Below are 23613 nucleotides of genomic sequence, written 5' to 3'. Positions count from 1 at the left end.
CGGAGGTGTCAGGAGTAGGTGATCTCGACCCGGTCGGTGAGGGGCAGGGCCTGGCAGGCCAGCACGTACCCCTCGGCGATGTCCTGGTCGTCCAGGGCGTCGTTGCGGAGCATCTTGACCTCGCCCGCCACGACACGGCAGGTGCAGGCGCTGCAGGCGCCCTCCCGGCAGGAGTACGGAGCGTCCACGCCCGCCGCCAGGAGGATGTCGAGCAGGGGTGCCGCCGCCGGCCAAGCGAGGGTGTGGGTCTCGCCGTCGAGTTCGACCTCGGCCGTGCCGCCCCCCTCGGCCGCCGTGCCGCTCGGCACCGCCGGGGCGTCGAAGACGTCCGCGCCGAGGGAGAAGAACCGCTCCCGGTGGATGCGGTCGCCGGGCGCGCCGAGCGTGCGCAGGGCCTGCTCGACGGCGTCCATGAGCGGCTGCGGGCCGCACACGAAGGCCTCACGGTCGGCGTACGGGGTGAGCACGGCCGCCAGCCGGTCCACGGAGGGCAGGCCCTGGAGGGACTCCAGCCAGTGGACCACGAGCAGCCGGTGCGGGTGGTCCTGGGCCAGCGCCCGCAGTTCGTCGCGGAAGACGACCGAGGACTCGTCGCGGTTGGCGTACAGCAGCACCACCCGGCCCCGGCCCTCGGCCAGCGCCGATTTGGCGATCGACAGGACCGGCGTGATGCCGCTGCCTCCGGCGACGAGCAGCAGGTCATCGTCGAGGGAGTCCGGGGTGAAGGTGCCGGCCGGGGGCAGCACCTCCAGCTCGTCGCCCGCCGCGAGCCGGTCGCAGACCCAGTTGGAGCCGTACCCGCCGGCGACCCGCTTGACGGTGATCTTCAGGGGTTCACCGGTGTGGGGCGAGCTGGCGAGGGAGTAGCAGCGGGCGGCCGGCCTCCCGTCCGCGCCGGGCAGTCTCAGGGTGAGGAACTGCCCGGGGCGGTACGTGAAGCGGTCCGCGCTCTCCGGTGGCGCCTGCAGCACCAGGGAGTGCGCGTCGGCCGTCTCGGCGACGACCTCGACGACACGCAGCCGGTGGGTGCGAGAGCTGGTCGAGGGCTCAGACATCGACGGCCTCCGTGGTTGCGGTGCCCGCCGTACCGGACTCCGCGGTGCCGGACTCCGGGCCGCCCGGGTCCAGCGTGCCGATCGTCAGCCGGCCCTCCTCGACCTCGCGGTCGATGCTCGACCGCAGGCCCCGGCAGGTCCGTATCCGGGCGGTGGTCCCGCCCTGGCTCACCCGCTCGCGGAACTCCGCGCAGACAGCGGCCGCGTCAGCGGTCCACTGCACGGAGGTGTGGGCGACGCTGAACTTCTCGCACAGGACCTGGTTGCCGCAGGCCGCGCACTCCACCGCTCGCATGTCAGGCTCCGGTTCCGGTCTCCGCCACGCGGCGCGCCAGGTTCTCCTCGACCTCGGCGCGCCACGCCGTGTTGGCGCGCCGGGTGTCGATCTCGAACTCGAAGCGGCGGGTCATCTCGTCCTTGACGTCGGCGACGTCGATGTAGAACTGCTCGTACCAGCGGCGCAGTTGGTAGACGGGACCGTCCTCCTCGGTGAGCAGGGGGTTGTCGATCCTGGTCTTGTTCTGCCAGATCTCCACGTCCTGCTCGAAGCCGACGGTGGCTCCCTCGGCGGTGAGCCGCGCGGCCTCGGCGGCCTGTTCGTCGGTCATCCCTGGCAGCCGCTTCACGATCGCCCCGTACTGGAGCAGGAAGCTGTTCTCGTCTATCGGGTAATGGCAGTTGATGAGGACGATCTCCATCTCCACGCCGCCGCCGACGTCGCTGTAGAGGTGGTCGATCATGTAGGAGGGGCCGAAGTAGGAGGCGTCGGAGCGCAGGCGGCCGGAGCTGAGGGTGCCCAGTTCCATGTCGCCGCGGGGGCTGCTCTCCATGTACTGGGTGGCGACGTGGCCGTCGAAGACGTTCTTGAAGTACTCGGGGAACGCGTAGTGCACGTAGTAGAAGTGCGCCATGTCCACGACGTTGTCGACGATCTCGCGGCAGTTGGCGCCCTCGACGCGGAGGGTCTTCCAGGTCCAGTCGCTCCACTGGTGGGCGTCGGGGCCGTGGATGCCCGCGATCTCAGGGACGGTCACCTCGGGGGGCGGCGGGTTGCCCTCGGGGTCGTTCCAGACGAAGAGCTGCTTGTTCCGCTCTACGGTGATCCAGGCGCGGGTCCTGGCGCGCGGCGGGACCCGGCGGGCGTACGGGATGCCGGCGCAGCGGCCGTTGCCCGACCAGCGCCAGTCGTGGAAGGGGCAGGCGACGGCGTCGCCCTTGACGGTTCCCTGGGCGAGGTTGCCGCCCATATGGGGGCAGTAGGCGTTCAGGACGTGCAACTGTCCGTCGTCCTGCCCCTGGAAGACGACCAGTTTGGTGCCGAAGGCCTCGATCTCGTGCGGCTGTCCGTCCTTGAAGCCGTCGGCGAGGCCGAGGCAGTGCCAGCCCCGGGCGAAGCGCGCCGGCGGCGTGCCCGTCTCGATGATTCTGACCTCGTCGTTGAGAGCAGTCATCTGGTCCCTCCTCATTTCCTGTCGGTTCAGTTCTGTGCGGCAAGTTCCACGGCGATGTCGATGAGCTGGTCCTCCTGGCCGCCGACCAGCCGGCGTTCGCCCGCGCGCAGGAGGATTTCGGCGCCGGAGACGCCGTAGCGCTCGGCCTGCCGGTAGGCGTGCTTGAGGAAGCTGGAGTAGACGCCGGCGTGGCCCATGAGCAGGGCGAGCCGGTCGAGCCTGCATTCCTCGTCCATGACGGGGCGGACGACGTCCTCGGCCGCGTCGATGATCTTCAGGACGTCGATGCCGGTACGGATGCCCATCTTGGCGCAGACGGCGACGAGGGCCTCGACGGCGGTGTTGCCGGCGCCGGCGCCGAGCCGGCGGGTGGAGCCGTCGATCTGGAGGGCCCCGGCCTTGATGGCGGCGATGGAGTTGCCGGTGCCGAGGGCCAGGTTCTCGTGGCCGTGGAAGCCGACCTGGGCGTCGCCGCCGAGCTCGGAGACCAGGGCCTCGACGCGGGCGGTGACGTCGTCCATGACCATGGCGCCGGCGGAGTCGACCACGTACACGCACTGGCAGCCCGCGTCGGCCATGATGCGGCCCTGGCGTGCCAGCTTCTCGGGGGTCGTGGAGTGGGCCATCATCAGGAAGCCGACGGTCTCCAGGCCCATCTCGCGGGCGAGTCCGAAGTGCTGGTCGGCGATGTCGGCTTCGGTGCAGTGGGTGGCGATGCGGCAGATGCTCGCGCCGTTGCCGTGGGCGGCCCGGATGTCGTCCTTGACGCCGAGTCCGGGGAGCATGAGGAAGGCGATCCGCGCCCGCCTCGCGGTGTCCACCGCGACCTTGATGAGCTCCTGTTCGGGGGTCTTGGAGAACCCGTAGTTGAACGAGGATCCGCCGAGTCCGTCGCCGTGCGTCACCTCGATCACGGGGACGCCGGCGTCGTCGAGGGCGGCGACGATCGACCGTACGTCCTCGGCGGTGAACTGGTGGCGCTTGGCGTGCGAGCCGTCGCGCAGCGAGGAGTCGGTGATCCGGATGTCGAGGGTGTCCGAGTACGGCATGGGTGCTCCTTACGCGCCGGGGGCGAGGATCGCCTTGGCGAACTCCTCGCCGACCTTGGTGGCGGCGGCGGTCATGATGTCGAGGTTTCCGGCGTAGGGCGGCAGGTAGTCGCCGGCGCCCTCCACCTCCAGGAAGATCGCGACGCGGGCCATCCCGCCGTTCTCGGGGCTCGGATCGTCGAACTGCGGCTCGGCGCGCAGGCGGTAGCCGGGCACGTAGGCGGTGACCTGGTCCACGATCTCCTTGACGGAGACGGCGATGGCGGTCCGGTCGGCGTCCTCGGGGATGGCGCAGAAGACGGTGTCGCGCATGATGACGGGCGGCTCGGCCGGGTTGAGGATGATGATCGCCTTGCCGCGCTCGGCGCCGCCGATGGTCTCGATGCCGCGTGACGTGGTGCGGGTGAACTCGTCGATGTTCGCCCGGGTTCCGGGGCCGGCCGAGACGGAGGCCACCGAGGCGACGATCTCCGCGTACGCCACGGGGACGACGCGCGAGACCGCGTACACCATGGGGATGGTGGCCTGTCCGCCGCAGGTGATCATGTTGACGTTGGGCTGGTCCAGGTGCTCGTGGAGGTTGGCGGGCGGTACGACGGCGGGGCCGACGGCCGCCGGCGTCAGGTCGACCGCCTTGATGCCGAGCTCGGCGTAGCGGGAGGCGTTGGCCCGGTGGACGTAGGCGCTGGTGGCCTCGAAGACGATGTCGGGCTTCTCGTCCTGCGCGAGCAGCCAGTCGACGCCTTCGTGGCTGGCCTCCAGGCCGGCGCGGGCGGCGCGGGCGAGGCCCTCGCTGCCGGGGTCGACGCCGATCATCCAGCGGGGTTCGACGTGCTCGGAGCGCAGCAGCTTGTACAGCAGGTCGGTGCCGATGTTGCCGGAGCCGACGATGGCGGCGGTCGCCTTTGTCTTGATGGTCATGATCACCTCAGATGAACGAGAGGGAGACGGAGCCAAGGCCGGTGAACTCGACCGTGTAGGTGCCCCCGGCCGCGACGTCGACGGCCCGGGTGCAGGAGCCGGGCAGCACCACGTGCCCCTTCTTCAGGGGCACGCCGAAGCGGGCGACGGTACGGGCGAGCCAGGCGACGGAGCGGGTCGGGTCGCCGAGCACGGCGTCACTGCCCCCCTCGGCGAGCGGTGCGCCGCCACCGCTGCTCAGCCGGGCGTCGATCGCCTTGAGGTCGAGCTCGCGGGGGTCCCGGCCCTCTCCGATGACGTACCCGGCGGAGGAGGCGTTGTCCGCGATGGTGTCGGCGATGGTGATCCGCCAGTCGCGGATCCTGCTGTCGATCAGCTCCAGGGCGGGCACGACGCGTTCGGTGGCGGCGAGGACGTCCGCCGGGGTGCAGGTCTCGCCCGGCAGATCGTCGCCGAGAACGAAACCGACCTCGACCTCGACGCGCGGGTGGCAGTAGCGGGCGACGGACACGGGAACGTCGGGCCGCAGCTCCATGTCGTCGAGCAGATGACCGTAGTCCGGTTCGTCGACGCCCATCATCCGCTGCATGACCTTCGACGACAGGCCGACCTTGTGACCGCGCACCTCGGCCCCGGCCGCGAGGCGGTGCCGGATGTTGACGAGCTGGATCTCGTACGCGTCCTCGGTCCCGATACCGGGGAACGCCTCGGTCAGCGGGGCGATCGGCGAGACGTGCTGTTCGGCGGAGCGGAGCAGCTCGGCCCCCTCGAGTCTCTGGCGGTCCGTGAGCATGGCGGGTCCCTCCTGCGGGCGGTTGGGGCTGTCCGGCGAGGCTAGGCCGGGGCGGCGCGCAGGAGGGAGCGCCCGTTCCCGGTGAGCGGGAAAGGGCCACGGGGGCCGGGGCGCTCGCCCCGGCGGCGGGCGGGCGGCCTTGCCGCCCTGTGTACGGTGCCCCGATTCCGCTCGGTCGAACTGGGGAATCGGGGCACCGCGCGGCCGGTGGACGGGCGCCTGGGCGCCCGTCCTGGGGGTCACTCGTGGAGTACGGCCTGGATCTCCAGGCTGATCGACACCTTGTTGCCGAGCGCGACGCCCCCGGCGTCGATGCCGAAGTCGCGCCGGTTGATCTCCGCGGTCGCCCAGAAGCCGGCCCGATGTCCGTCCCGCTGGTCCGGGCTGAAGGTGTGCACCTCGAGGGTCAGCGGCACCTGCCGTGTGATGCCGTGCAGGGTCAGCTCACCGTCGACGGCCCAGCCGTCGGCGGTCCGGCGGATGCCGGTCGAGCGGTAGTTCACCGTCGGGTGCGTGTCGACGTCGAGGTATGCGGCGGCGTGGAGGTGGTTGTCGCGCCTCGCGTTGCCGGTGTCGATCGATGCGAGGTCGATCGTCGCGGTGACCGATGAGAGCAGGGGGTTCTTGTCCGTGACGAGCGTGACGTCGTGGGTGGTGAACCGGCCCCGCGTCGTGCTGATCCCGAGGAGGCGGACGGAGAAGGCGATCTCGGAGCGCGCCGGGTCGGCCTTCCACGTGCCGGCGAGATAGCCCGGGATCGCGGGGGTGATGCTCGTGGTCTCGTTCACGGCTCGAGGCCGATCGCTCCGTCGCCGCTCGCGATGTCGAGCGGCACCGAGACGTGGTCGTGCGTGATCGACCAGGTCCCGTCGATCTTCCGGAAGCAGTACGTGACCCTGACCCACATGCCGCTCATCGCCGTCCCGTCCTTCAGCGTGCCGCCGAGACGGGCGAAGGCGTGCCCGAAGGCCACGTGATCGCCCACGGTGAGGGTCAGCTCGCGCACCTCGTAGGTCACGCTCTCGAAGAACGCGAACACGGGCGCCCAGTTCTTGAGTTTCTCCTCCACGCCCACGCTCCGGAGCGGCGGCTCGATGTCGAAGGACACGATGTCCGTCGCGTACAGCTTCCTCAGGCCCCCGGGATCCTTGGCCCGGAGTCCCTCGGCGATCATGCCGACCTGCCGGCGGATCTCGGCCTCGTCCCTCTCGCGTTGCGTAGGCATCTCGACTTCACCTTCCCTTTCGTGGTGGAACCTCGGCTTCTCGCACGCTCCGCTCTGCGGATCGTGCTGCACCTGTCAATGCAGAATTTCGGCCCGCACCCGCTCGTCCGGCGTTGCGATGTCCCAATAGCGCACGGTGCCCCGCGCGCTGCTGAAGTCGCCCGTACCGCCGGTGATGGCCATGTCGAGCCGGCTCGTTCCGCTCACCCAGAGCGACTGCATCGTCAGAGAGCCACGGTCGATCTCCATCGTGACCAGGCACTGTGTCGTGAGTTCTTCGCCCTTGATGTCGATGACCTGGCACGACCCGCCCCCGCGTCCGACACCGCGGCCGTCCTTCATCGCGGTGCCGGAGTAGACGTACGTATCCCCCAGGCTCGGCCCTTTCGGGTCGAGATCGGTGTACGCGTACTGATCGTTCTGGACCTTGAGTTCGAGGACCTCGACCCGTCGTGCTTCCGGGGTGTCGGCGTCTGCGCTGTTCACGGCGAAGAAGCCGACCAAAGCGATGACCAGCGCAATGGAGACCAGCTTTCTGGTGACCACGGTGGAACCTCCTCATCTGCTCTTCTCAGCGGTTCGACAGCACAGCCCCGTGGAATGTGAGGTGGGTGCGTCGCCTCACATTCCACGGGGCTGTGTTGTCGAACCGGTGAGGGCAGCTACGACGAAGGGAGCCGTCGGCACCATGAGGACCCGATCCGAGCCAGGAACCGGTCGGCCCGATCCGGGCCTGGACGCGCTCATGAGCGAGCGGCGCCACCTGATCAATCTCGCGTACCGGCTCCTGGGTTCCCTGACCGAGGCCGAGGACGCCGTCCAGGAGACGTACACCCGCTGGTACGCCATGTCACGGCAGCAGCAGGACTCCATCGAGAACCCCGGCGCCTGGCTGACGACGGTCGCCGGCCGCATCTGCCTCAACCTGCTCGGCTCGGCACGGGCCAGGCGAGAGACCTACGTGGGCGAATGGATCCCCGAGCCGATGCCCGCGCACGCGGAGTGGACCAGTGGTCGGGCGGACCGTGCGACGGCCGATCCAGCCGACCGGATCACCCTGGACGAGTCGGTCGACCTGGCTTTTCTGGTCGTGCTCGAATCGATGACGCCGGCCGAACGCGTCGCGTTCATCCTGCACGACGTCTTCTGCCACTCGTTCGCCCAAGTGGCCGAGGTCGTCGGCCGCACCCCGGCGGCCTGCCGCCAGCTGGCCTCCTCGGCCCGCCGTCGCCTCCGGGCCGCGCGGCCCTCCACGACCGCGGCGGTCCGACGTGCCGCAGTCGTGAGGGACTTCAAGCAGGCCTGGGAGGCCAAGGACATCGACGCCCTGATCGGCCTGCTCGATCCCGACGCCACGGCGATCGCCGACGGCGGCGGCCGCGCCGTCACCTTCCCGCACCCCATCGAGGGCGCGGAGCAGATCGCGTACGCCTGGCGGGAGATCGCCCGCCACAAGCCCGACGCGATGACGTTCCTGGAGAGTACGGTCAACGGTCAGCCCGGTCTGGTGGCTCAGCAGGACGGCGTCGTCGTGTCGGTGTACGCGTTCGAGGTCGCGGACGACCGGATCAAGCACATCTGGGTCGTGCGCAACCCCGAGAAGCTCCGTCGCTGGACGACGGGTTGAGGTGCGTTCACCTACCGTCCGGTCCGCTCACAGCGCCCCCTGGTCGACGGCTCAGGACGTCGAGATCGTCCAGGGGGCGCGGAACGACCGGCCACCACGGGTAGGCGTCGGTCAGCGGGAGCCGTAGACCGGGTGCGGGGGTTCCGAGGCCGCCAGGAGCTTCAGGGTCGTCTCGCCCGCCTCCGTCGGCGTCCAGCGGGCGCCCTTGTCGGCCGTCGGGCCGGGACGCCAGCCCTCCATGACCGTGATCCGCCCGGCCTCCGCCTCGAAGACGCGGCCCGTGACCCCGGCCGAGGCGGCGGAGCCGAGCCAGACGACGAGCGGGGAGACGTTCTCTGGGGCCATGGCGTCGAAGCCGGCCCCCTCGGATGGCGCGGCCATCGTCTCGGCGAACGTCTGCTCGGTCATCCGGGTGCGGGCCGCGGGGGCGATCGCGTTGATCTGGACCCCGTACCGGCCCATCTCGGCCGCCGCGACGAGCGTGAGGCCGACGATCCCGGCCTTGGCGGCGGCGTAGTTGCCCTGGCCGACGCTGCCGAGCAGCCCCGCACCGGAGCTGGTGTTGACCACCCGCGCGACGGGCTCGCGTCCGGCCTTGGCCTCGGCGCGCCAGTGCGCGGCGGCGTGCTTGAGGGGCAGGAAGTGGCCCTTGAGGTGGACCCGCATGACGGCGTCCCAGTCGTCCTCGTCGAGGTTGACGAGCATGCGGTCGCGCAGGAAGCCGGCGTTGTTGACGAGGGTGTCGAGGCGGCCGAAGGTGTCCAGCGCCGTGGCGACGAGTGAAGCCGCGCCGTCCGTCGTCGCGATGTCGCCGCCGTGGGCGACCGCCTCGCCGCCCGAGGCGACGATCTCGTCGACGACCTGCTGGGCGGGCCCCGCGCCGCCTCCGGTGCCGTCGAGGCCGACGCCGAGGTCGTTGACGACGACCTTGGCTCCCTCGGCGGCGAAGGCGAGCGCGTGCGCGCGGCCGAGCCCGCGGCCGGCCCCGGTGACGATCACGACGCGTCCGTTGCAGAGTTCCGTCATGGTGGGTGCCCTTCAGTGAGTGGGGTGTTCAGTGGTTGGCCGTGGCCGCGTCCAGGAAGACCGGGCGTTCCCCGCCTCCGTGCACGAGCAGGCTGGCGCCGCTGATGTACGCGGCCCGTTCGGAGGCGAGGAAGACGCAGGCGTCGCCGATGTCGGAGGGCTCGGCGAGCCGCCCGAGCGGCACGGTGCGGCCGACGGAGGCGATGCCGTCCTCGTCCCCGTAGTGCAGGTGGGACAGTTCGGTGCGCACCATGCCGGGGACGAGCGTGTTGACCCGCACCAGCGGGGCCCATTCCACGGCCATGGACCGGGCGAGGTTGTCCAGGCCCGCCTTGGCGGCTCCGTACGCGGCGCTGCCCGGTGAGGGGCGGGTGCCGCTGACGCTGCCGATCATGGTGATGGATCCGCCGCCGGGCTGATGGCGCATCACCTCGTACGCGGCGAGGGAGGCGGTCAGCGGGGCGACGAGGTTCAGTTCGACGACCCGCGCCTGTTGCTCGGCGCTCCCGTCGCCGAGCATCCGGAAGGGTGTTCCTCCCGCGTTGTTGACCAGGACGTCCAGCCTTCCGAGGTCCTCGCGGACCCGGGCGAAGAGGTCCGCCACCGCGGCCGGGTCGCGCAGGTCGACGGGGAGGAAGCGGGCCGTGCGCCCGCCCGCCTCGACGGGCTTGTCGGGGGCGCGTCGCGCGCAGGTCACGACCTCCGCGCCGGCTTCGAGCAGAGCGCCGGCGATCCCGGCGCCGACGCCCCGTGTGCCGCCGGTGACGACGGCGACGGATCCCGACAGATCGATGGTGACTGGCAAGGGACACCTCCCGCAGCGCGCGAACCGCTGCTATCTTCCACCTAACAAACGTTTGGTGGAAAGGTAGCTGATCTACTCATGGGTGTCTCCACCTCCGCCCCGGACAAGGGCATCGCCGTCGTCACCGTCGACTACCCCCCGGTCAACGCCCTCCCCGTACAGGGCTGGTACGACCTCGCCGCCGCGGTACGCGCCGCGGGGGCCGATCCCGACGTGCGCTGCGTCGTCCTCACCGCGGAGGGCCGCGGCTTCAACGCCGGCGTCGACATCAAGGAGATCCAGCGCACGGCCGGGCACGACGCCCTCCTGGGCGCCAACCGCGGCTGTTACGAGGCCTTCGCCGCCGTCTACGACTGCGAGGTGCCGGTGGTCGCCGCCGTACACGGCTTCTGCCTCGGCGGCGGCATCGGCCTGGTCGGCAACGCCGACGCGATCGTCGCCTCCGAGGACGCGACCTTCGGCCTCCCCGAGCTGGACCGGGGCGCGCTCGGCGCGGCCACCCATCTGGCCCGGCTCGTCCCGCAGCAGCTGATGCGGGCCCTGTACTACACCTCGCGCACGGTCACCGCCGAGGAGCTGCACCGGCACGGCTCGGTCTGGCGGGTCGTCCCGCGCGAGCGGCTGTACGAGGCGGCGCTCGAACTCGCGCGGGAGATCGCCGCCAAGGACGGGCAGCTGATCCGGCTCGCCAAGGCCGCGATCAACGGCATCGACCCGGTGGACGTCCACCGCAGTTACCGCTTCGAGCAGGGCTTCACCTTCGAGGCCAACCTCAGCGGTGTCGCCGACCGGGTCCGCGACACCTTCGGCAAGGGCGAAGCCGACGAGGACACCACCCACACGGACAAGGAGCAGCAGTCGTGAGCAGGGACAAGACGATGACCGCCGAGGAGGTCGTGGGCCGGCTCCGGAGCGGGATGACGATCGGCATCGGCGGCTGGGGCTCGCGGCGCAAGCCGATGGCGCTGGTACGGGCGCTGCTGCGGTCCGACCTCACCGACCTGACCGTGGTCTCGTACGGCGGCCCGGACGTCGGGCTGCTTGCCGCCGCCGGGAAGATCCGCAAGCTGGTCGCGGCCTTCGCCACGCTCGACTCCGTACCCCTGGAGCCGCACTTCGGCGCCGCCCGGCAGCGCGGCGACTTCGAGCTGGTGGAGCTGGACGAGGCGATGGTCATGTGGGGCCTGACCGCCGCCGTGCACCGGCTGCCCTTCATGCCCATCCGGGCCGGGCTCGCCTCGGACGTGATGACCGTCAACCCCTCGCTGCGGACCGTGACGTCCCCGTACGACGACCGCGAGGAGCTCGTCGCCGTCCCCGCGCTGCACCTGGACGCCTCCCTCGTGCACCTCAACCGCGCCGACGCGCACGGCAACGGCCAGTACCTGGGACCCGACCCGTACTTCGACGACCTGTTCTGCGAGGCCGCCGACGCCGCGTACGTCTCCTGCGAGCGGATCGTCGAGACCTCGGAGCTGCTCAAGGACGCGGGACCGCAGTCGCTGCTGCTCAAGCGTGCGTTCGTGGACGGTGTCGTGGAGACCCCGAACGGCGCGCACTTCACCTCCTGCGCCCCCGACTACGACCGGGACGAAGACTTCCAGCGCGCCTACGTCAAGGCGGCCCGGGACCCGGAGGCCTGGCGGGACTTCACCGCCCGGTTCCTGTCCGGCGACGAGGACGCCTACCAGGCCGCCGTCGCGGCGTTCCACGAGGAGGAAGCATGAGCGGCACCGAATCCACCACGACGGCGGCCGTGACGGCGACCCGGGCCGATCACTGCGTCGTCGCCTGCGCCGAGGCGTGGCGGGGCGCGGGCGAGGTCCTGGCCAGTCCTATGGGCACCGTCCCGATGATCGGCGCCCGCCTCGCGAAGCTCACCTTCTCCCCCGACCTGCTGCTGACCGACGGAGAGGCGCTGCTCATCGCCGACGTGCCGGCGGTCGGCGCCGCGCCCCGGGTGGTGGAGGGCTGGCTGCCCTACCGGCAGCACCTGGCCATGGTCGCCACCGGGCGCCGACACGTCATGATGGGCGCGAGCCAGCTCGACCGGTACGGCAACCAGAACATCAGCTGCATCGGCGACTGGGCGCGGCCGAAGCGCCAGCTCCTCGGCGTGCGGGGCGCGCCGGTGAACACCCTGAACAACCCCACGAGTTACTGGGTCCCCAAGCACTCGACGCGCGTCTTCGTCGAACGGGTCGACATGGTCTCCGGCGTCGGCTACGACCGGGCCGCCGCGGCCGGCCCCTCCGCTAGCCGCTACCACCGCCTCCCCGGCGTCATCACCGATCTGGGCGTCTTCGACTTCGAGACCCCGGACCGCACCATGCGGCTGCGCTCGCTGCACCCCGGCGTCACGGTCGAGCAGGTCCTGGAGTCCACCGGCTTCGCGCTGACCGTCCCCGACGAGGTGCCGTACACCCGCGATCCCACCGCCGAGGAACTGCGGCTGATCCGCGAGGAGATCGACCCGAAGGGGCTGCGCGACCGGGAGGTCCCCTCATGAGCGACGCCACGATCGCCACCCGGCTCACCGAGCTCGTCGGGGTGCGCCACCCCGTCGTGCAGACCGGCATGGGGTGGGTGGCCGGTCCCCGCCTGGTCTCGGCCACCGCCAACGCCGGGGCGCTCGGCATCCTGGCCTCGGCGACGATGACCGTCGACCAGCTCCGCTCCGCGGTGCGCGAGGTCAAGTCCCGTACGGACGCTCCCTTCGGCGTCAATCTGCGCGCGGACGCCGGGGACGCGGCCGAGCGCGCGCGGATCATCATCGACGAGGGCGTGAAGGTCGCCTCGTTCGCGCTCGCGCCGTCCCGCGAGCTGATCGCGCGGCTCAAGGACGCGGGGGTCGTCGTCATCCCCTCCGTCGGAGCGAGGCGGCACGCCGAGAAGGTCGCGGCGTGGGGCGCCGACGCGGTGATCGTGCAGGGCGGGGAGGGCGGCGGCCACACCGGCAGCGTCGCCACCACCGTCCTGCTCCCGCAGGTCGTGGACGCCGTGGACATCCCGGTCGTCGCGGCCGGCGGCTTCCACGACGGGCGCGGCCTGGTCGCGGCGCTGGCCTACGGCGCGGCCGGGATCGCCATGGGCACGCGCTTCCTGCTCACCTCCGACAGCACGGTCCCCGACGCGGTGAAGGCCCGCTACCTCGCCGCGGCGGTCACGGACGTCACCGTCACGACGAAGGTGGACGGACTGCCGCACCGCATGCTGCGCACGGAGCTCGTCGACGCCCTGGAGCGCTCGGGCCGGGCCGCCTCGCTGCTGCGGGCGGTCCGGCACGCGGCGGCCTTCCGGCGCGAGTCCGGGATGAGCTGGCCGCAGATGGTCCGCGACGGCCTGGCGATGAAGCACGGCAAGGACCTCACCTGGAGCCAGATCCTGCTGGCGGCCAACACCCCGATGCTGCTCAGGGCGTCCATGGTGGAGGGCCGGACCGATCTCGGCGTGATGGCCTCCGGGCAGGTCGCGGGGCTGATCGACGACCTGCCGTCCTGCGCCGAACTCGTCGACCGCCTCATGGCCGAGGCGCGGGCCACGCTCCAGGCCCTGCCGGGCCCCGAGGCGCGGGCCACGCTGCAGGCCCTGCCGGGCCAAGACTGACGCACCCGCCCGATACGCGCATGTCCGCCGGGGTACCTTCGCCCCGGCGGACATGTGTCTCCACCCACTCTCTTCCACACCGACCACGAACGGAATCGCCATGCCCGTCCAGCGGCTGAACCACGCCGTCCTCTTCGTCTCCGACCTGGAGCGCAGCCTCGCCTTCTACCGCGATGTGCTCGAATTCCGGCCGCTGCCACAGGCGTTCCCCGGGGCGGCCTTCCTCCAGGCGGCGGGCTCGGCCAACGACCACGACCTCGGGCTGTTCCAGTCTCCCGAGCCCGGCTCCGGGCAGCGCACCGGGCGGGTCGGCCTCTACCACCTGGCATGGGAGGTGGACACGCTGGCCGAGCTGGGCCGGATGCGGACCCGGCTCGCCCAGGCGGGGGCCCTGACCGGCGCGAGCAACCACGCCTCCACCAAGGCCCTGTACGCCCGCGACCCGGACGGCATCGAGTTCGAGGTCTGCTGGCTGGTCCCCGACGCGGCCGTCGCCGGGGAACTCTCGGCGATGACCTCGCCCACCCGCCCGCTCGACATCGAGGCGGAGATCGAGGTGTACGGCGCGGAGACCCCTGGAGGCCCCCGCACCGATCACGCCGTGTGGCGCGAGATCTTCACCAGTGGCGTCACAGACGCTCGATGATCGTCACGTTCGCCTGGCCGCCGCCTTCGCACATGGTCTGCAGGCCGTAGCGGCCGCCGGTGCGCTCCAGTTCGTGCAGGAGGGTGGTCATCAGCTTGGTGCCGGTGGCGCCGAGCGGGTGGCCGAGGGCGATGGCGCCGCCGTTGACGTTGACCTTCTCCGGGTCGGCGCCGGTCTCCTTCAGCCAGGCCAGGACGACCGAGGCGAAGGCCTCGTTGATCTCGACCAGGTCGATGTCGTCGAGCGTCATCCCGGCCTTCTTCAGCGCGTACGCCGTGGCCGGGATCGGGGCGGACAGCATGCGGATCGGGTCCTCGCCCCGTACGGACAGGTGGTGGACGCGGGCGCGCGGCGTCAGGCCGTGTTCCCGTACGGCGCGCTCCGAGGCGATCAGCATCGCCGAGGCCCCGTCGGAGACCTGCGAGGAGACCGCGGCGGTCAGCCGGCCGCCCTCGACGAGCGGCTTCAGGCCGGCCATCTTCTCCAGGGTGGTGTCGCGGCGCGGGCCCTCGTCGGTGGTGACGTCCCCGTACGCGACGATCTCGCGGTCGAAGCGGCCCTCGTCGATGGCGCGGGCGGCCCGCTGGTGGGAGCGCAGAGCGAACTCCTCCATGTCCCGCCGGGAGATGTCCCACTTGGCGGCGATGAGCTCGGCACCGTGGAACTGGTTGACCGGCTGGTCGCCGTAGCGGGCGCGCCAGCCCTCGGAGCCGGCGTACGGGCCCTCGGCCAGGCCGAGCGGGTCGGCGGCCTGGCGGCTGGCGAAGGCGATGGGGATCATCGACATGTTCTGTACGCCGCCGGCCACCACCAGGTCCTGGGTGCCGGACAGGACGCCCTGTGCGGCGAAGTGCAGGGCCTGCTGGGAGGAGCCGCACTGCCGGTCCACGGTCGTGCCGGGCACCTCCTCGGGCAGTCCGGCGGCCAGCCAGGCGGTGCGGGCTATGTCGCCGGCCTGCGGGCCGACGGTGTCCAGGCAGCCGAAGACGACGTCCTCGACGGCGGCCGGATCGGCGCCGGAGCGCTCCATCAGCGCCTTCAGGACGTGTGCTCCGAGGTCGGCCGGGTGGACGGCGGAAAGGCCGCCGTTCCGCCTGCCGACGGGGGTGCGGACCGCTTCGACGATGTAGGCCTCGGCCATGACGGCTCCTTCTTCGATGTCCATTTTGTCATGTCATGTACGGAGGGCGACGCCCTCAAGCACCATCGACAGGTACTGGCGGGCGATCTCCTCCGGGCTGTGCTGTCCGCCCGGCCGGTACCAGGACGCGGCGACCCAGACGGTGTCGCGCACGAAGCGGTAGGTGAGCCGGACGTCGAGGTCGGTGCGGAAGACCCCGGCGGCCACGCCGCGCTCCAGGGTCCTGAGCCAGGCCTCCTCGAATCTCCGCTGGGAGCCCGCGAGGTAGCCGAAGCGCGGCTGCTCCCGCAGGTGCCTGGACTCCTTCTGGTAGATGGCGACGGCGGCGCGGTGCCGGTCGATCTCCCGGAACGATTCGGTGACGAGGGCCTCCAGGGTCTCGCGGGGGCCGAGCACCGCGGCGAGCACGGCGTCGTACCGGGCCCACAGCTCGTCCAGGAAGGCGCGGAGGATCTCGTCGAGCATCGACTCCTTGGAGTCGAAGTGGTAGTACAGGCTGCCCGCGAGCAGGCCGGCCGCGTCGGCGATGCGGCGGACGGTGGTGGCGTCGTACCCCTGGGCGGCGAACACCTCGGCCGCCGTGTCCAGGATCTCGCGGCGCCGTTCCGGCGCCGGTCTCACGGGTGCTGGCTGCTGACGGAGAGGACCTCGCCCGTCAGGTACGAGGAGTAGCCGCTGGCCAGGAAGACGATCACGTTGGCCACCTCCCACGGCTCGGCGTAGCGCCCGAAGGCCTCGCGGGAGGTCAGTTCCTCCAGGAGTTCGGGGGTGGTGACCTTCACCAGGTGCGGGTGCATGGCCAGGCTCGGGGAGACGGCGTTGACTCGTACCCCGTAGTCGGCGGCCTCCAGGGCGGCGCAGCGGGTGAGGGCCATGACGCCGGCCTTGGCGGCGGCGTAGTGGGCCTGTCCCTTCTGGGCCCGCCAGCCGATCACCGAGGCGTTGTTGACGACGACGCCCCCGGCGCCCGCGTCCTTCATCCGGCGCAGCGCGGCCCGGGTGCAGCGGAAGGTGCCGTTGAGGGTGACGTCGAGGACCTTGTCCCACTGCTCGTCGGCCATGTCGACGAGGTCGGCGGTGCCGCCGAGGCCGGCGTTGTTGACGACTATGTCGAGGCGTCCGTGGCGTTCCACGGCAAGGTCGAAAAGTGCGGCGACCTGGGTCTCGTCGGTGACGTCGCAGGGCAGGGCGGCGACCCGGTCCGCGCCGAACTCCGCGGCCAGCTCGGCCTCGGTCTCCTTGAGTCTGCGGGCGTGGGCGTCCGAGACGACGACCCGCGCGCCTTCCTCCAGGAGCCGTCTGGCGGTCGCGCCACCGATGCCGGCGCCCGCGGCGGCGGTGACGACGGCGTCGCGGCCGGTGAGCAGACCGTGGCCCGGCACGTAGGGGGGTGGTGTGCCGGTCATGGGCGGACCTCCTTGGGCAGGCCGAGGACGCGCTCGGCGATAATGTTCCGCTGGATCTCGTTGGAGCCGGCATAGATGGTGTCGGAGCGGGAGAAGAGGTAGAGCCGCTGCCAGTCGGTGAGGTCGTACGGTTCGCCGTCGGCGAGCATCCCCGCGGCGCCGCAGACGTCCATGGCGAGTTCGCCGAGCTCCCGGTGCCAGGTGGCCCAGAAGATCTTCCCGATGGACGCCTCGGGGCCCGGGGCTCCGGCGGCGACGCCGTCGAGCATGCGCAGGGCGTTGAACCGGATGGTCTCCAGGCCGATCCAGGCGCGGGCGATGCGGTCGCGGATCAGCGGGTCGGCGGCGGCGCCGTTGCGCCGGGCCAGGTCGATGAGGGCTTCCAGCTCGCGGCGGAAGCCGACCTGCTGGCCGAGGGTGGACACGCCCCGCTCGAAGCCGAGGGTGGCCATGGCGATCCGCCAGCCGTCGCCGGGGGCGCCGACGACGTGGGAGGCGTGGGTGCGGGCTCCGTCGAAGAAGACCTCGTTGAATTCCGAGGTCCCGGTCAGCTGGACGATCGGCCGGATCTCCACGCCGGGCTGGTCCAGGGGGACGAGCAGGTAGGACAGGCCGCGGTGGCGGGCCGATCCGGGCTCGGTGCGGGCGACGACGAAGCACCAGTCGGCCTCGTGCGCGAGTGAGGTCCACACCTTCTGTCCGGTGACCACCCACTCGTCGCCCTCAGCCTCGGCGCGGGTCCGCACATTCGCCAGGTCCGAGCCGGCGTCCGGCTCGGAGTAGCCCTGGCACCACAGCTCCTCGACGGCGACGATCGGCGGGAGGAACCTCTCGCGCTGTTCGGGGGTGCCGAAGGCGATGAGGGTGGGGCCCAGGAGCTGTTCGCCGATGTGGCTGACGCGGGCGGGGGCTCCGGCGAGGGCGTACTCCTCGTGGAAGGCGACCTGCTGTTCGAGGGTCGCGCCCCGTCCGCCGTACTCCTTGGGCCAGCCGACGCAGGTCCATCCCCCGGCGGCCATGTGCCGTTCCCAGGCGAGGCGTTCGGCATGGGCCTCGTGTTCCCGTCCGGGGCCGCCGCGCCCGCGGAGGGCGGCGAACTCGCCCGTGAGGTTGGCGCGCAGCCAGCCGCGGACCTCTCTGCGGAACTCCTCGACGTCGCTCATGGCCGTACGTTAACCTACCAAACACTTGTTAGGGAAGGAGGGCGGATGTCCGCTGCCCGCACCGCATCCACCACGGAACCGGTCCGCTACGAACGACTCGGCCCGGTGGCCGTGGTCACGATGGACCGGCCCGATTACCGCAACGCCCAGAACTCCGCGATGACCTACGCCCTCGACCGCGCCTTCTACCGAGCGGCCGACGACGACGAGGTCAAGGTCGTCGTGCTCGCCGGAGCGGGGAAGCACTTCTCCGCCGGCCACGACATCGGCACCCCCGAGCGGGACGCCCACGTGCCGTTCGACCGGCGCGCCGGGCTCTGGTGGGACCACTCGGACAAGCGGGGCGCGGAGAGCCGCTTCGCCCGCGAGTCCGAGGTCTACCTCGGCATGTGCCGCCGCTGGCGCGAACTGCCCAAGCCCATGGTCGCGTCGGTGCAGGGCGCCTGCGTCGCGGGCGGCCTGATGCTCGCCTGGGTGTGCGACCTCATCGTCGCCGCCGAGGACGCCTTCTTCGCCGACCCCGTGGTCCGCATGGGCATCCCCGGCGTCGAGTACTTCGCCCACCCGTGGGTGATGCCGCCGCGCATCGCCAAGGAGTTCCTCTTCACCGGCGACCGGATGGACGCCCGGCGCGCCTACGACGTCGGCATGGTCAACCGGGTCGTCCCGCCACGCGAGTTGACGGATCGGACCATGGAACTCGCCGCCAGGATCGCCGAGATGCCCCGCATGGGCCTGGCGCTGACCAAGCGCGCCGTCAACCAGGCCGAGGACCTCCAGGGCCTGCACACCGGCATGGACTCGGTCTTCGGGCTTCACCACCTCGCGCACGCGCATAACGCCGAGACCGCGCCCGACGCGCTCGGCGGCATGGACATACGAGCAATGAAGGCGGCGGGAGCCTGATGGATCTCGACTTCTCCGCGGCGGAGGACGCCTTCCGGGCCGAGGCCCGCGCCTGGCTCACCGCCCACGTGCCCGACACCCCCCTGCCCTCGCTGGAGACGGAGGAGGGCTTCGCCGCCCACCGGGCGTGGGAGCGGACCCTGTCCGCCGACTGCTGGTCGGTGGTCTCCTGGCCCGAGGAGTACGGCGGCCGGGGCGCCTCCCTCCTCCAGTGGCTGGTCTTCGAGGAGGAGTACTACGCTGCCGGCGCCCCCGGCCGGGTCAGCCAGAACGGCATCAACCTCCTCGCCCCCACCCTCTTCGAGCACGGCACCGACGAGCAGCGCGCCCGCGTCCTGCCCCCCATGGCGAGCGGCGAGGTCATCTGGGCGCAGGCCTGGTCCGAACCCGAGTCCGGCTCCGACCTCGCCTCGCTGCGCTCCACGGCCGTACGGACCGACGGCGGCTGGCTCCTGCGCGGCCAGAAGACCTGGTCGTCCCGGGCGGCCTTCGCGGACCGCGCCTTCGGCCTGTTCCGCAGCGACCCCGACGCGGGAAAGCCGCACCAGGGCCTGACGTACCTGATGTTCCCGCTGGACGCCGACGGCGTGACCGTACGGCCCATCGGGCGACTCGACGGCAAGCCCGCCTTCGCCGAGCTCTTCCTCGACGACGTGTTCGTGGCCGACGAGGACGTGATCGGCGCGCCGGGACAGGGCTGGCGGGTCGCCATGAGCACCGCGGGCAACGAGCGGGGGCTCACCCTGCGCAGCCCGGGCCGGTTCACCGCCGCCGCCGAGCGGCTGACCGCGCTGTGGCGGGAGACCGCCGACCCCGCCGACTCCGCCACGCGCGACCGGGTCGCCGACGCGGTCATCGGCGCGCGTGCCTACCGCCTGTTCGCCTACGCGGGCGCCTCACGCCTCGCCGCCGGAGGCTCGATCGGCGCCGAGTCCAGCCTCAACAAGGTCTTCTGGTCCGAGCTGGACATCGCGCTCCACGAGACCGCCCTCGATCTGCTCGGGCCGTACGGCGAACTGTCCGACGCGGCCTCGGACGCACCCGCGCACGGCGGCTGGGCCGAAGGCTTCACGTTCTCCCTCGCCGGGCCCATCTACGCCGGCACCAACGAGATCCAGCGCGACATCATCGCCGAGCGGCTGCTCGGCCTCCCGAAGGGACGCCGGTGATGCGGTTCCTCCTCGACGACGAGCAGCGGGAGTTCGCCCGCTCCCTCGACGGCATGCTCACGGCGGCCGACACCCCCGCGGCCGTACGGGCCTGGGCTGCCGGGGACACCGCGCCCGGCCGCGCGCTCTGGTCACGGCTCGCGGAGGCGGGGGTCCTCGCCCTCGCCGTACCGGAGCGGCACGACGGCCTGGGTCCGCTGCCCGTCGAACTGACCGTCGCCTTCACCGAGTTGGGCCGCCACACCGTGCCCGGCCCGCTCGTGGAGACGGTCGCCGCGGCGGCGCTCCTCGACCGCCTCGGCGGCGCCGACGCCCTCGGCGGAGCTGACGCGGCGGAGGCCGCCGCGGTGCGGCTGCCGCAGATCGCCTCGGGGAAGGCGGTCGTCTCCCTGTGCGTGCCGGCCGCCGGGAGCCCCTACGCCCTGGACCCGGACGCCGCCGACGCCGTGCTCGTCGTCGAGGGCGACACCGTACGCCTGGCGGAGTCCGCCGGCCCCGTGCAGCCCTCGGCCGACCCCGCGCGCCGGCTGGCCCGGCCGCTCGGCGGAACCGTCCTGGCGCGCGGCCCGGCCGTGACGGCCGCCGCCGCGCACGCCTGCGAGGTCGCCGCGCTCGCCACCGCCGCCCAGTCCCTCGGACTCGGCCGCGCCCTGCTCGACCGGACGGTGGAGTACGTGAAGCAGCGCACCCAGTTCGGGGTCGCCATCGGCTCCTTCCAGGCGGTGAAGCACCGTCTCGCGGACACGCTCATCGCCCTGGAGTTCGCCCAGCCCCTGCTCCACTCGGCCGCCCTGGCCCTCGCGCAAGGGGCGGACCACAGCGCCGCCGAGATCGCCGCGGCGAAGGTCACGGCGGGCGAGGCAGCGTACGCCGCCGCCCGCACCGCCCTGCAACTGCACGGTGCCGTCGGCTACACCGAGGAGCTGGACCTCGCCCTGTGGATCCGCAAGGCCCGTCCCCTCCGCGACGCCTGGGGCACCCCCGCGGCCTGCCGCGCCCGCGTCCTCGGAGCCTGAAGCACCCGGAGCACAGAAACACCCTGAACGGGGCCCGCTGCCCCGGGCCGGGCAGCGGGCACCCGCTCCCCCTTCCGTCCCCGTACCGCTCAGCGGTCCCCAGCATCCCTACCGCACCTGGGAGTCAGCCGTGTCCCCCGCACCGTCCCCGCACGCCCCCGACAGACCCTCGGACCCCGCCCTGCTGCGCAGGGTGGCGCTGTCGAGCCTGCTCGGCACCGTCATCGAGTACTACGACTTCCTGCTCTACGGCACGATGGCCGCGCTCGTCTTCGGCGAGCTGTTCTTCCCCGAGACCGATCCCACCGTCGGCACGATCGCCGCCTTCGGGACACTCGCCGCCGGCTATGTGGCGCGCCCGCTCGGCGGCGCCGTCTTCGGACACTTCGGCGACCGGCTCGGCCGCAAGTCCATGCTCGTCCTCACCATGGCCCTCATGGGCGTGGCGAGTTTCCTGATCGGCGTCCTCCCGACGTACGGGACCATCGGCGTCGCCGCTCCCGTCCTCCTCGTGCTGTTCCGCGTCGTCCAGGGCCTCGCCATCGGCGGGGAATGGGCCGGTGCCACGCTCATGGTCGTCGAGCACGCCGACCCGCGCCGCCGCGGCCTGTGGAGCGGCGTGATGCAGATGGGCTCCCCGATCGGATTCCTGCTCTCCACGGTCGCGGTCACGCTCGTCTCGACGCTCCCCCGCGAGTCGTTCCTCGCCTGGGGCTGGCGCGTCCCGTTCCTGTTCAGCGCGGTGCTCCTCGGCGTCGGGCTCTACGTGCGCGTCAGCATCACGGAGAGCCCGCTGTTCCGGCAGGCGGCGCGGGCGGCGAGCGCCGGTGAGGCTCCCGGCGTGCCGCTGGCGCAGGTGCTGCGCGCACCCCGCAACCTCGTCCTCGCGTGTGCCGTCGGCATCGGCCCGTTCGCCCTGACGGCGCTGATCAGCACCTTCATGCTCACGTACGCCACGGCCATCGGCTACGCCACCTCCGAGGTGATGACCGGACTCCTCTTCACCTCGGTCGCGGGTCTCGCCTGCATCCCGCTCTTCTCCGCGCTCTCCGACCGCGTCGGCCGCCGGGCCGTCGTGATGGGCGGCGCGGCGGGCGTCGTCCTGCTCGCCTTCCCGGTCTACGCCCTGGTCGACGCGCGCTCCCCCGCGCTGCTGATCCTCGGCATGGTCCTCGGCCAGGTGGTGCAGTCCGCGATGTACGCGCCTCTGGGCCCGCTGCTCTCGGAGATGTTCGGCACGCGCGTCCGCTACACCGGCGCCTCGCTCGGCTACCAGCTGGCCGCCCTCATCGGGGGCGGATTCACCCCGATGTTCGCCGGCAGTCTGCTCTCCGCCTCCGACGACATCCGCAGCACACCCCTCGTGGTGCTCGCCGTCGTCTGCGGGCTCGTGACCGCGCTCGCCGTCTGGCGCACCGCCGAGACCCGGGGCCGGGACCTGTCTGCGGAGGACCCTGCGGCACCGGACGAGCAGCCCCGTACCCGTACGACATCGAGAGGAGCCCAGGCATGAGGCCGACGGAGGAACAGGAGGAACTGCGGTCCGCCGTACGGGCCGTGCTCGGGCGCCACCCGGGAGACACGGCCTGGCGGCCGCTGACCGAACAGATCGGCGTCGCGGGGCTCGCCGTTCCGGAGGAGTACGGCGGTGCCGGGTACGGGGCCCGGGAGGTCCACGTGGTGCTCGAGGAGCTGGGGCGGGAGCTGAGCCCCGTCCCGTACCTCGGCTCGGCGGTGCTCGCGGTGCGGGCGCTGCTCGCCTCGGGCGACCGTACGGCGTGCGAGCGGCTGCTGCCGGACCTGGCCTCGGGTGCCGTGGTGGGGGCCCTGGCGTGGGCCGAAGGCGGTTCCTGGGATCCGTCGGCCGTACGGGCCGAGGCCGCCGCGGGGCCCGGCGGGACGTGGCGGCTCACCGGGACCAAGGAGCACATCCTCGACGGTGCGCGAGCCGGCGTCCTGCTCGTCGCGGCCCGTTCGGGAGCGGGGGTCTCGCTCTTCGAGGTGCCGGCGGACGGCTCCGGCGTGGACCGTGAGGCGACGGTGACGATGGACTCCACCAGGACGCAGGCGCGGGTGGTGCTCGCGGAGGCGGAGGGCCGGCTCGTGGGCGCGGAGGGCGAGGGCTACCGGGTCCTTTCTCACGTACTGGACCTGGCCTGCACGGCGCTCGCCGCCGAACAGGTCGGCGCCGCCGCGCGCTGCCTCGAGCTCACGCTGGCCTACGCCAAGGAACGGGTCCAGTTCGGCCGGCCCATCGGCTCCTTCCAGGCGGTCAAGCACCGGCTCGCGGACGCGTACGTCCTGGTGGAGTCGGCGCGCTCGGTCGCGCTCGGCGCCTCCTTCGCCGCCGCGGCGGACGACCCGGAGCTGTCGCGGCACGCGGCCGCCGCCAAGTCCGCGTGCTCGGAGGCGTTCTCGGCGGTCGCGGGCGAGATGATCCAGCTGCACGGCGGCATCGGCATCACCTGGGAGCACGACGCCCACCGCTACTTCAAGCGGGCGCACGGCTCGGCCCAGCTCTTCGGCCCACCGGCCTGGCACCGCGCCCGCCTGGCGGCGGACCTGGGCCTGACCTCGGTCTGACGGCGCCCCTCGCCCCGCCTGGAAA

The 23613-nt window shown here is 72.1% G+C and carries 26 protein-coding genes; 11 read left to right on the top strand and 15 right to left on the bottom strand.

Annotated features, from left to right (window positions below; genetic code table 11):
• Positions 1–8 precede the first annotated feature (8 nt).
• The 9 genes from ACN9M0_RS34610 to ACN9M0_RS34570 form a co-directional block, all read right to left on the bottom strand.
• Positions 9–1055: a 2Fe-2S iron-sulfur cluster-binding protein gene (locus ACN9M0_RS34610; protein ID WP_426404841.1), complete on the bottom strand. Its 1047-nt coding sequence runs from the start codon at positions 1053–1055 to the stop codon at positions 9–11.
• Positions 1048–1350 carry a hypothetical protein gene (locus ACN9M0_RS34605; protein WP_426404840.1) on the bottom strand — a complete coding sequence of 101 codons (303 nt, stop codon included), beginning with the start codon at positions 1348–1350 and terminating at the stop codon, positions 1048–1050. Before ACN9M0_RS34605 ends, ACN9M0_RS34610 begins: the two co-directional genes overlap by 8 nt.
• Before the next feature lies 1 nt (position 1351).
• Positions 1352–2506 carry a Rieske 2Fe-2S domain-containing protein gene (locus ACN9M0_RS34600; RefSeq protein WP_426404839.1) on the bottom strand — a complete coding sequence of 385 codons (1155 nt, stop codon included), beginning with the start codon at positions 2504–2506 and terminating at the stop codon, positions 1352–1354.
• 26 nt (positions 2507–2532) lie between these two features.
• A complete protein-coding gene (dmpG, locus tag ACN9M0_RS34595; RefSeq protein ID WP_399697231.1) occupies positions 2533–3555 on the bottom strand; it encodes a 4-hydroxy-2-oxovalerate aldolase in 1023 nt (340 codons plus the stop codon).
• Positions 3556–3564: 9 nt separating this feature from the next.
• Positions 3565–4476, bottom strand: coding sequence for an acetaldehyde dehydrogenase (acetylating) (locus tag ACN9M0_RS34590; protein ID WP_426404838.1), 912 nt, complete (start codon positions 4474–4476; stop codon positions 3565–3567).
• A 7-nt stretch (positions 4477–4483) separates the two neighbouring features.
• Positions 4484–5269 carry a 2-keto-4-pentenoate hydratase gene (locus ACN9M0_RS34585; protein ID WP_426404837.1) on the bottom strand — a complete coding sequence of 262 codons (786 nt, stop codon included), beginning with the start codon at positions 5267–5269 and terminating at the stop codon, positions 4484–4486.
• A 239-nt stretch (positions 5270–5508) separates the two neighbouring features.
• Positions 5509–6057 carry a YceI family protein gene (locus ACN9M0_RS34580; protein ID WP_426404836.1) on the bottom strand — a complete coding sequence of 183 codons (549 nt, stop codon included), beginning with the start codon at positions 6055–6057 and terminating at the stop codon, positions 5509–5511.
• On the bottom strand, positions 6054–6494 hold the full coding sequence (locus tag ACN9M0_RS34575; RefSeq protein WP_426404835.1) for a YybH family protein: 441 nt from the start codon (positions 6492–6494) through the stop codon (positions 6054–6056). The genes ACN9M0_RS34580 and ACN9M0_RS34575 overlap by 4 nt, the downstream gene beginning before the upstream one ends.
• Before the next feature lie 75 nt (positions 6495–6569).
• A complete protein-coding gene (locus ACN9M0_RS34570; protein WP_366041300.1) occupies positions 6570–7040 on the bottom strand; it encodes an allene oxide cyclase barrel-like domain-containing protein in 471 nt (156 codons plus the stop codon).
• Between the two features lie 142 nt (positions 7041–7182).
• Here ACN9M0_RS34570 and sigJ point away from each other — a divergent pair, with 142 nt between their 5' ends.
• Complete coding sequence (sigJ, locus tag ACN9M0_RS34565; RefSeq protein WP_426404834.1) at positions 7183–8121, top strand: RNA polymerase sigma factor SigJ; 939 nt, start codon at positions 7183–7185, stop codon at positions 8119–8121.
• A 111-nt stretch (positions 8122–8232) separates the two neighbouring features.
• Here the strand turns inward: sigJ and ACN9M0_RS34560 are convergent, their stop codons facing one another.
• Positions 8233–9147: an SDR family oxidoreductase gene (locus ACN9M0_RS34560; protein WP_366041298.1), complete on the bottom strand. Its 915-nt coding sequence runs from the start codon at positions 9145–9147 to the stop codon at positions 8233–8235.
• 28 nt (positions 9148–9175) lie between these two features.
• Positions 9176–9952 carry an SDR family oxidoreductase gene (locus ACN9M0_RS34555; RefSeq protein ID WP_426404833.1) on the bottom strand — a complete coding sequence of 259 codons (777 nt, stop codon included), beginning with the start codon at positions 9950–9952 and terminating at the stop codon, positions 9176–9178.
• Positions 9953–10030: 78 nt separating this feature from the next.
• Here ACN9M0_RS34555 and ACN9M0_RS34550 point away from each other — a divergent pair, with 78 nt between their 5' ends.
• The 5 genes from ACN9M0_RS34550 to ACN9M0_RS34530 all read left to right on the top strand — a co-directional run bounded on the left by ACN9M0_RS34550 (position 10031) and on the right by ACN9M0_RS34530 (position 14204).
• A complete protein-coding gene (locus tag ACN9M0_RS34550) occupies positions 10031–10816 on the top strand; it encodes an enoyl-CoA hydratase family protein (protein WP_426404832.1) in 786 nt (261 codons plus the stop codon).
• A 14-nt stretch (positions 10817–10830) separates the two neighbouring features.
• The gene (locus tag ACN9M0_RS34545) at positions 10831–11679 is read left to right on the top strand and encodes a CoA transferase subunit A (RefSeq protein ID WP_366041303.1); all 849 of its coding nucleotides are present in this window, start codon (positions 10831–10833) and stop codon (positions 11677–11679) included.
• Entirely contained in the window at positions 11676–12461 is a 786-nt protein-coding gene (locus ACN9M0_RS34540; protein WP_366041295.1) for a CoA-transferase subunit beta, read from the top strand. The genes ACN9M0_RS34545 and ACN9M0_RS34540 overlap by 4 nt, the downstream gene beginning before the upstream one ends.
• Entirely contained in the window at positions 12458–13558 is a 1101-nt protein-coding gene (locus ACN9M0_RS34535) for an NAD(P)H-dependent flavin oxidoreductase (RefSeq protein WP_426404831.1), read from the top strand. Before ACN9M0_RS34540 ends, ACN9M0_RS34535 begins: the two co-directional genes overlap by 4 nt.
• A gap of 100 nt (positions 13559–13658) precedes the next feature.
• On the top strand, positions 13659–14204 hold the full coding sequence (locus ACN9M0_RS34530; RefSeq protein WP_426404830.1) for a VOC family protein: 546 nt from the start codon (positions 13659–13661) through the stop codon (positions 14202–14204).
• On the opposite strand, the gene ACN9M0_RS34525 is transcribed toward ACN9M0_RS34530, so the two are convergent.
• Genes ACN9M0_RS34525 through ACN9M0_RS34510 form a run of 4 tightly spaced genes read right to left on the bottom strand, consistent with a single transcriptional unit; the run spans position 14188 to position 17914 of the window.
• Positions 14188–15345, bottom strand: coding sequence for an acetyl-CoA C-acetyltransferase (locus ACN9M0_RS34525; protein WP_426404829.1), 1158 nt, complete (start codon positions 15343–15345; stop codon positions 14188–14190). The genes ACN9M0_RS34530 and ACN9M0_RS34525 overlap by 17 nt on opposite strands.
• A gap of 33 nt (positions 15346–15378) precedes the next feature.
• A complete protein-coding gene (locus ACN9M0_RS34520; protein WP_366041291.1) occupies positions 15379–15966 on the bottom strand; it encodes a TetR/AcrR family transcriptional regulator in 588 nt (195 codons plus the stop codon).
• A complete protein-coding gene (locus ACN9M0_RS34515) occupies positions 15963–16751 on the bottom strand; it encodes an SDR family oxidoreductase (protein WP_366041290.1) in 789 nt (262 codons plus the stop codon). Before ACN9M0_RS34515 ends, ACN9M0_RS34520 begins: the two co-directional genes overlap by 4 nt.
• The gene (locus ACN9M0_RS34510) at positions 16748–17914 is read right to left on the bottom strand and encodes an acyl-CoA dehydrogenase family protein (RefSeq protein ID WP_426404828.1); all 1167 of its coding nucleotides are present in this window, start codon (positions 17912–17914) and stop codon (positions 16748–16750) included. Before ACN9M0_RS34510 ends, ACN9M0_RS34515 begins: the two co-directional genes overlap by 4 nt.
• Positions 17915–17959: 45 nt before the next feature.
• Here ACN9M0_RS34510 and ACN9M0_RS34505 point away from each other — a divergent pair, with 45 nt between their 5' ends.
• From ACN9M0_RS34505 to ACN9M0_RS34485, 5 genes are all read left to right on the top strand, one after another.
• A complete protein-coding gene (locus ACN9M0_RS34505; protein WP_426404827.1) occupies positions 17960–18820 on the top strand; it encodes an enoyl-CoA hydratase in 861 nt (286 codons plus the stop codon).
• Complete coding sequence (locus ACN9M0_RS34500) at positions 18820–19989, top strand: acyl-CoA dehydrogenase family protein (protein WP_426404826.1); 1170 nt, start codon at positions 18820–18822, stop codon at positions 19987–19989. Before ACN9M0_RS34505 ends, ACN9M0_RS34500 begins: the two co-directional genes overlap by 1 nt.
• Positions 19989–21005, top strand: coding sequence for an acyl-CoA dehydrogenase family protein (locus tag ACN9M0_RS34495; RefSeq protein WP_426405367.1), 1017 nt, complete (start codon positions 19989–19991; stop codon positions 21003–21005). Before ACN9M0_RS34500 ends, ACN9M0_RS34495 begins: the two co-directional genes overlap by 1 nt.
• Before the next feature lie 130 nt (positions 21006–21135).
• Positions 21136–22518 (top strand): MFS transporter, encoded by a 1383-nt coding sequence (locus tag ACN9M0_RS34490; RefSeq protein WP_426404825.1) that lies wholly within the window; start codon positions 21136–21138, stop codon positions 22516–22518.
• Complete coding sequence (locus ACN9M0_RS34485) at positions 22515–23588, top strand: acyl-CoA dehydrogenase family protein (protein ID WP_426404824.1); 1074 nt, start codon at positions 22515–22517, stop codon at positions 23586–23588. Before ACN9M0_RS34490 ends, ACN9M0_RS34485 begins: the two co-directional genes overlap by 4 nt.
• The last annotated feature ends 25 nt before the right edge of the window (positions 23589–23613 follow it).

The sequence above is a fragment of the Streptomyces sp. R-07 genome (assembly GCF_049913175.1).
Lineage (GTDB): Bacteria > Actinomycetota > Actinomycetes > Streptomycetales > Streptomycetaceae > Streptomyces.
This window is presented reverse-complemented; position numbering and strand designations above follow the sequence as displayed.

What these genes read in the sequence shown, in the direction of transcription:
- ACN9M0_RS34590 (WP_426404838.1), bottom strand. Translation starts at nt 4,476, where the DNA reads ATGACCATCAAGACAAAGGCGACCGCCGCCATCGTCGGCTCCGGCAAC.
- ACN9M0_RS34505 (WP_426404827.1), top strand. Translation starts at nt 17,960, where the DNA reads ATGTCCGCTGCCCGCACCGCATCCACCACGGAACCGGTCCGCTACGAA.
- ACN9M0_RS34535 (WP_426404831.1), top strand. Translation starts at nt 12,458, where the DNA reads ATGAGCGACGCCACGATCGCCACCCGGCTCACCGAGCTCGTCGGGGTG.
- ACN9M0_RS34545 (WP_366041303.1), top strand. Translation starts at nt 10,831, where the DNA reads ATGACCGCCGAGGAGGTCGTGGGCCGGCTCCGGAGCGGGATGACGATC.
- ACN9M0_RS34500 (WP_426404826.1), top strand. Translation starts at nt 18,820, where the DNA reads ATGGATCTCGACTTCTCCGCGGCGGAGGACGCCTTCCGGGCCGAGGCC.
- ACN9M0_RS34525 (WP_426404829.1), bottom strand. Translation starts at nt 15,345, where the DNA reads ATGGCCGAGGCCTACATCGTCGAAGCGGTCCGCACCCCCGTCGGCAGG.
- ACN9M0_RS34540 (WP_366041295.1), top strand. Translation starts at nt 11,676, where the DNA reads ATGAGCGGCACCGAATCCACCACGACGGCGGCCGTGACGGCGACCCGG.
- ACN9M0_RS34530 (WP_426404830.1), top strand. Translation starts at nt 13,659, where the DNA reads ATGCCCGTCCAGCGGCTGAACCACGCCGTCCTCTTCGTCTCCGACCTG.
- ACN9M0_RS34560 (WP_366041298.1), bottom strand. Translation starts at nt 9,147, where the DNA reads ATGACGGAACTCTGCAACGGACGCGTCGTGATCGTCACCGGGGCCGGC.
- ACN9M0_RS34575 (WP_426404835.1), bottom strand. Translation starts at nt 6,494, where the DNA reads ATGCCTACGCAACGCGAGAGGGACGAGGCCGAGATCCGCCGGCAGGTC.
- ACN9M0_RS34585 (WP_426404837.1), bottom strand. Translation starts at nt 5,269, where the DNA reads ATGCTCACGGACCGCCAGAGACTCGAGGGGGCCGAGCTGCTCCGCTCC.
- ACN9M0_RS34495 (WP_426405367.1), top strand. Translation starts at nt 19,989, where the DNA reads ATGCGGTTCCTCCTCGACGACGAGCAGCGGGAGTTCGCCCGCTCCCTC.
- ACN9M0_RS34600 (WP_426404839.1), bottom strand. Translation starts at nt 2,506, where the DNA reads ATGACTGCTCTCAACGACGAGGTCAGAATCATCGAGACGGGCACGCCG.
- ACN9M0_RS34515 (WP_366041290.1), bottom strand. Translation starts at nt 16,751, where the DNA reads ATGACCGGCACACCACCCCCCTACGTGCCGGGCCACGGTCTGCTCACC.
- ACN9M0_RS34605 (WP_426404840.1), bottom strand. Translation starts at nt 1,350, where the DNA reads ATGCGAGCGGTGGAGTGCGCGGCCTGCGGCAACCAGGTCCTGTGCGAG.
- sigJ (WP_426404834.1), top strand. Translation starts at nt 7,183, where the DNA reads ATGAGGACCCGATCCGAGCCAGGAACCGGTCGGCCCGATCCGGGCCTG.
- ACN9M0_RS34510 (WP_426404828.1), bottom strand. Translation starts at nt 17,914, where the DNA reads ATGAGCGACGTCGAGGAGTTCCGCAGAGAGGTCCGCGGCTGGCTGCGC.
- dmpG (WP_399697231.1), bottom strand. Translation starts at nt 3,555, where the DNA reads ATGCCGTACTCGGACACCCTCGACATCCGGATCACCGACTCCTCGCTG.
- ACN9M0_RS34550 (WP_426404832.1), top strand. Translation starts at nt 10,031, where the DNA reads ATGGGTGTCTCCACCTCCGCCCCGGACAAGGGCATCGCCGTCGTCACC.
- ACN9M0_RS34610 (WP_426404841.1), bottom strand. Translation starts at nt 1,055, where the DNA reads ATGTCTGAGCCCTCGACCAGCTCTCGCACCCACCGGCTGCGTGTCGTC.
- ACN9M0_RS34485 (WP_426404824.1), top strand. Translation starts at nt 22,515, where the DNA reads ATGAGGCCGACGGAGGAACAGGAGGAACTGCGGTCCGCCGTACGGGCC.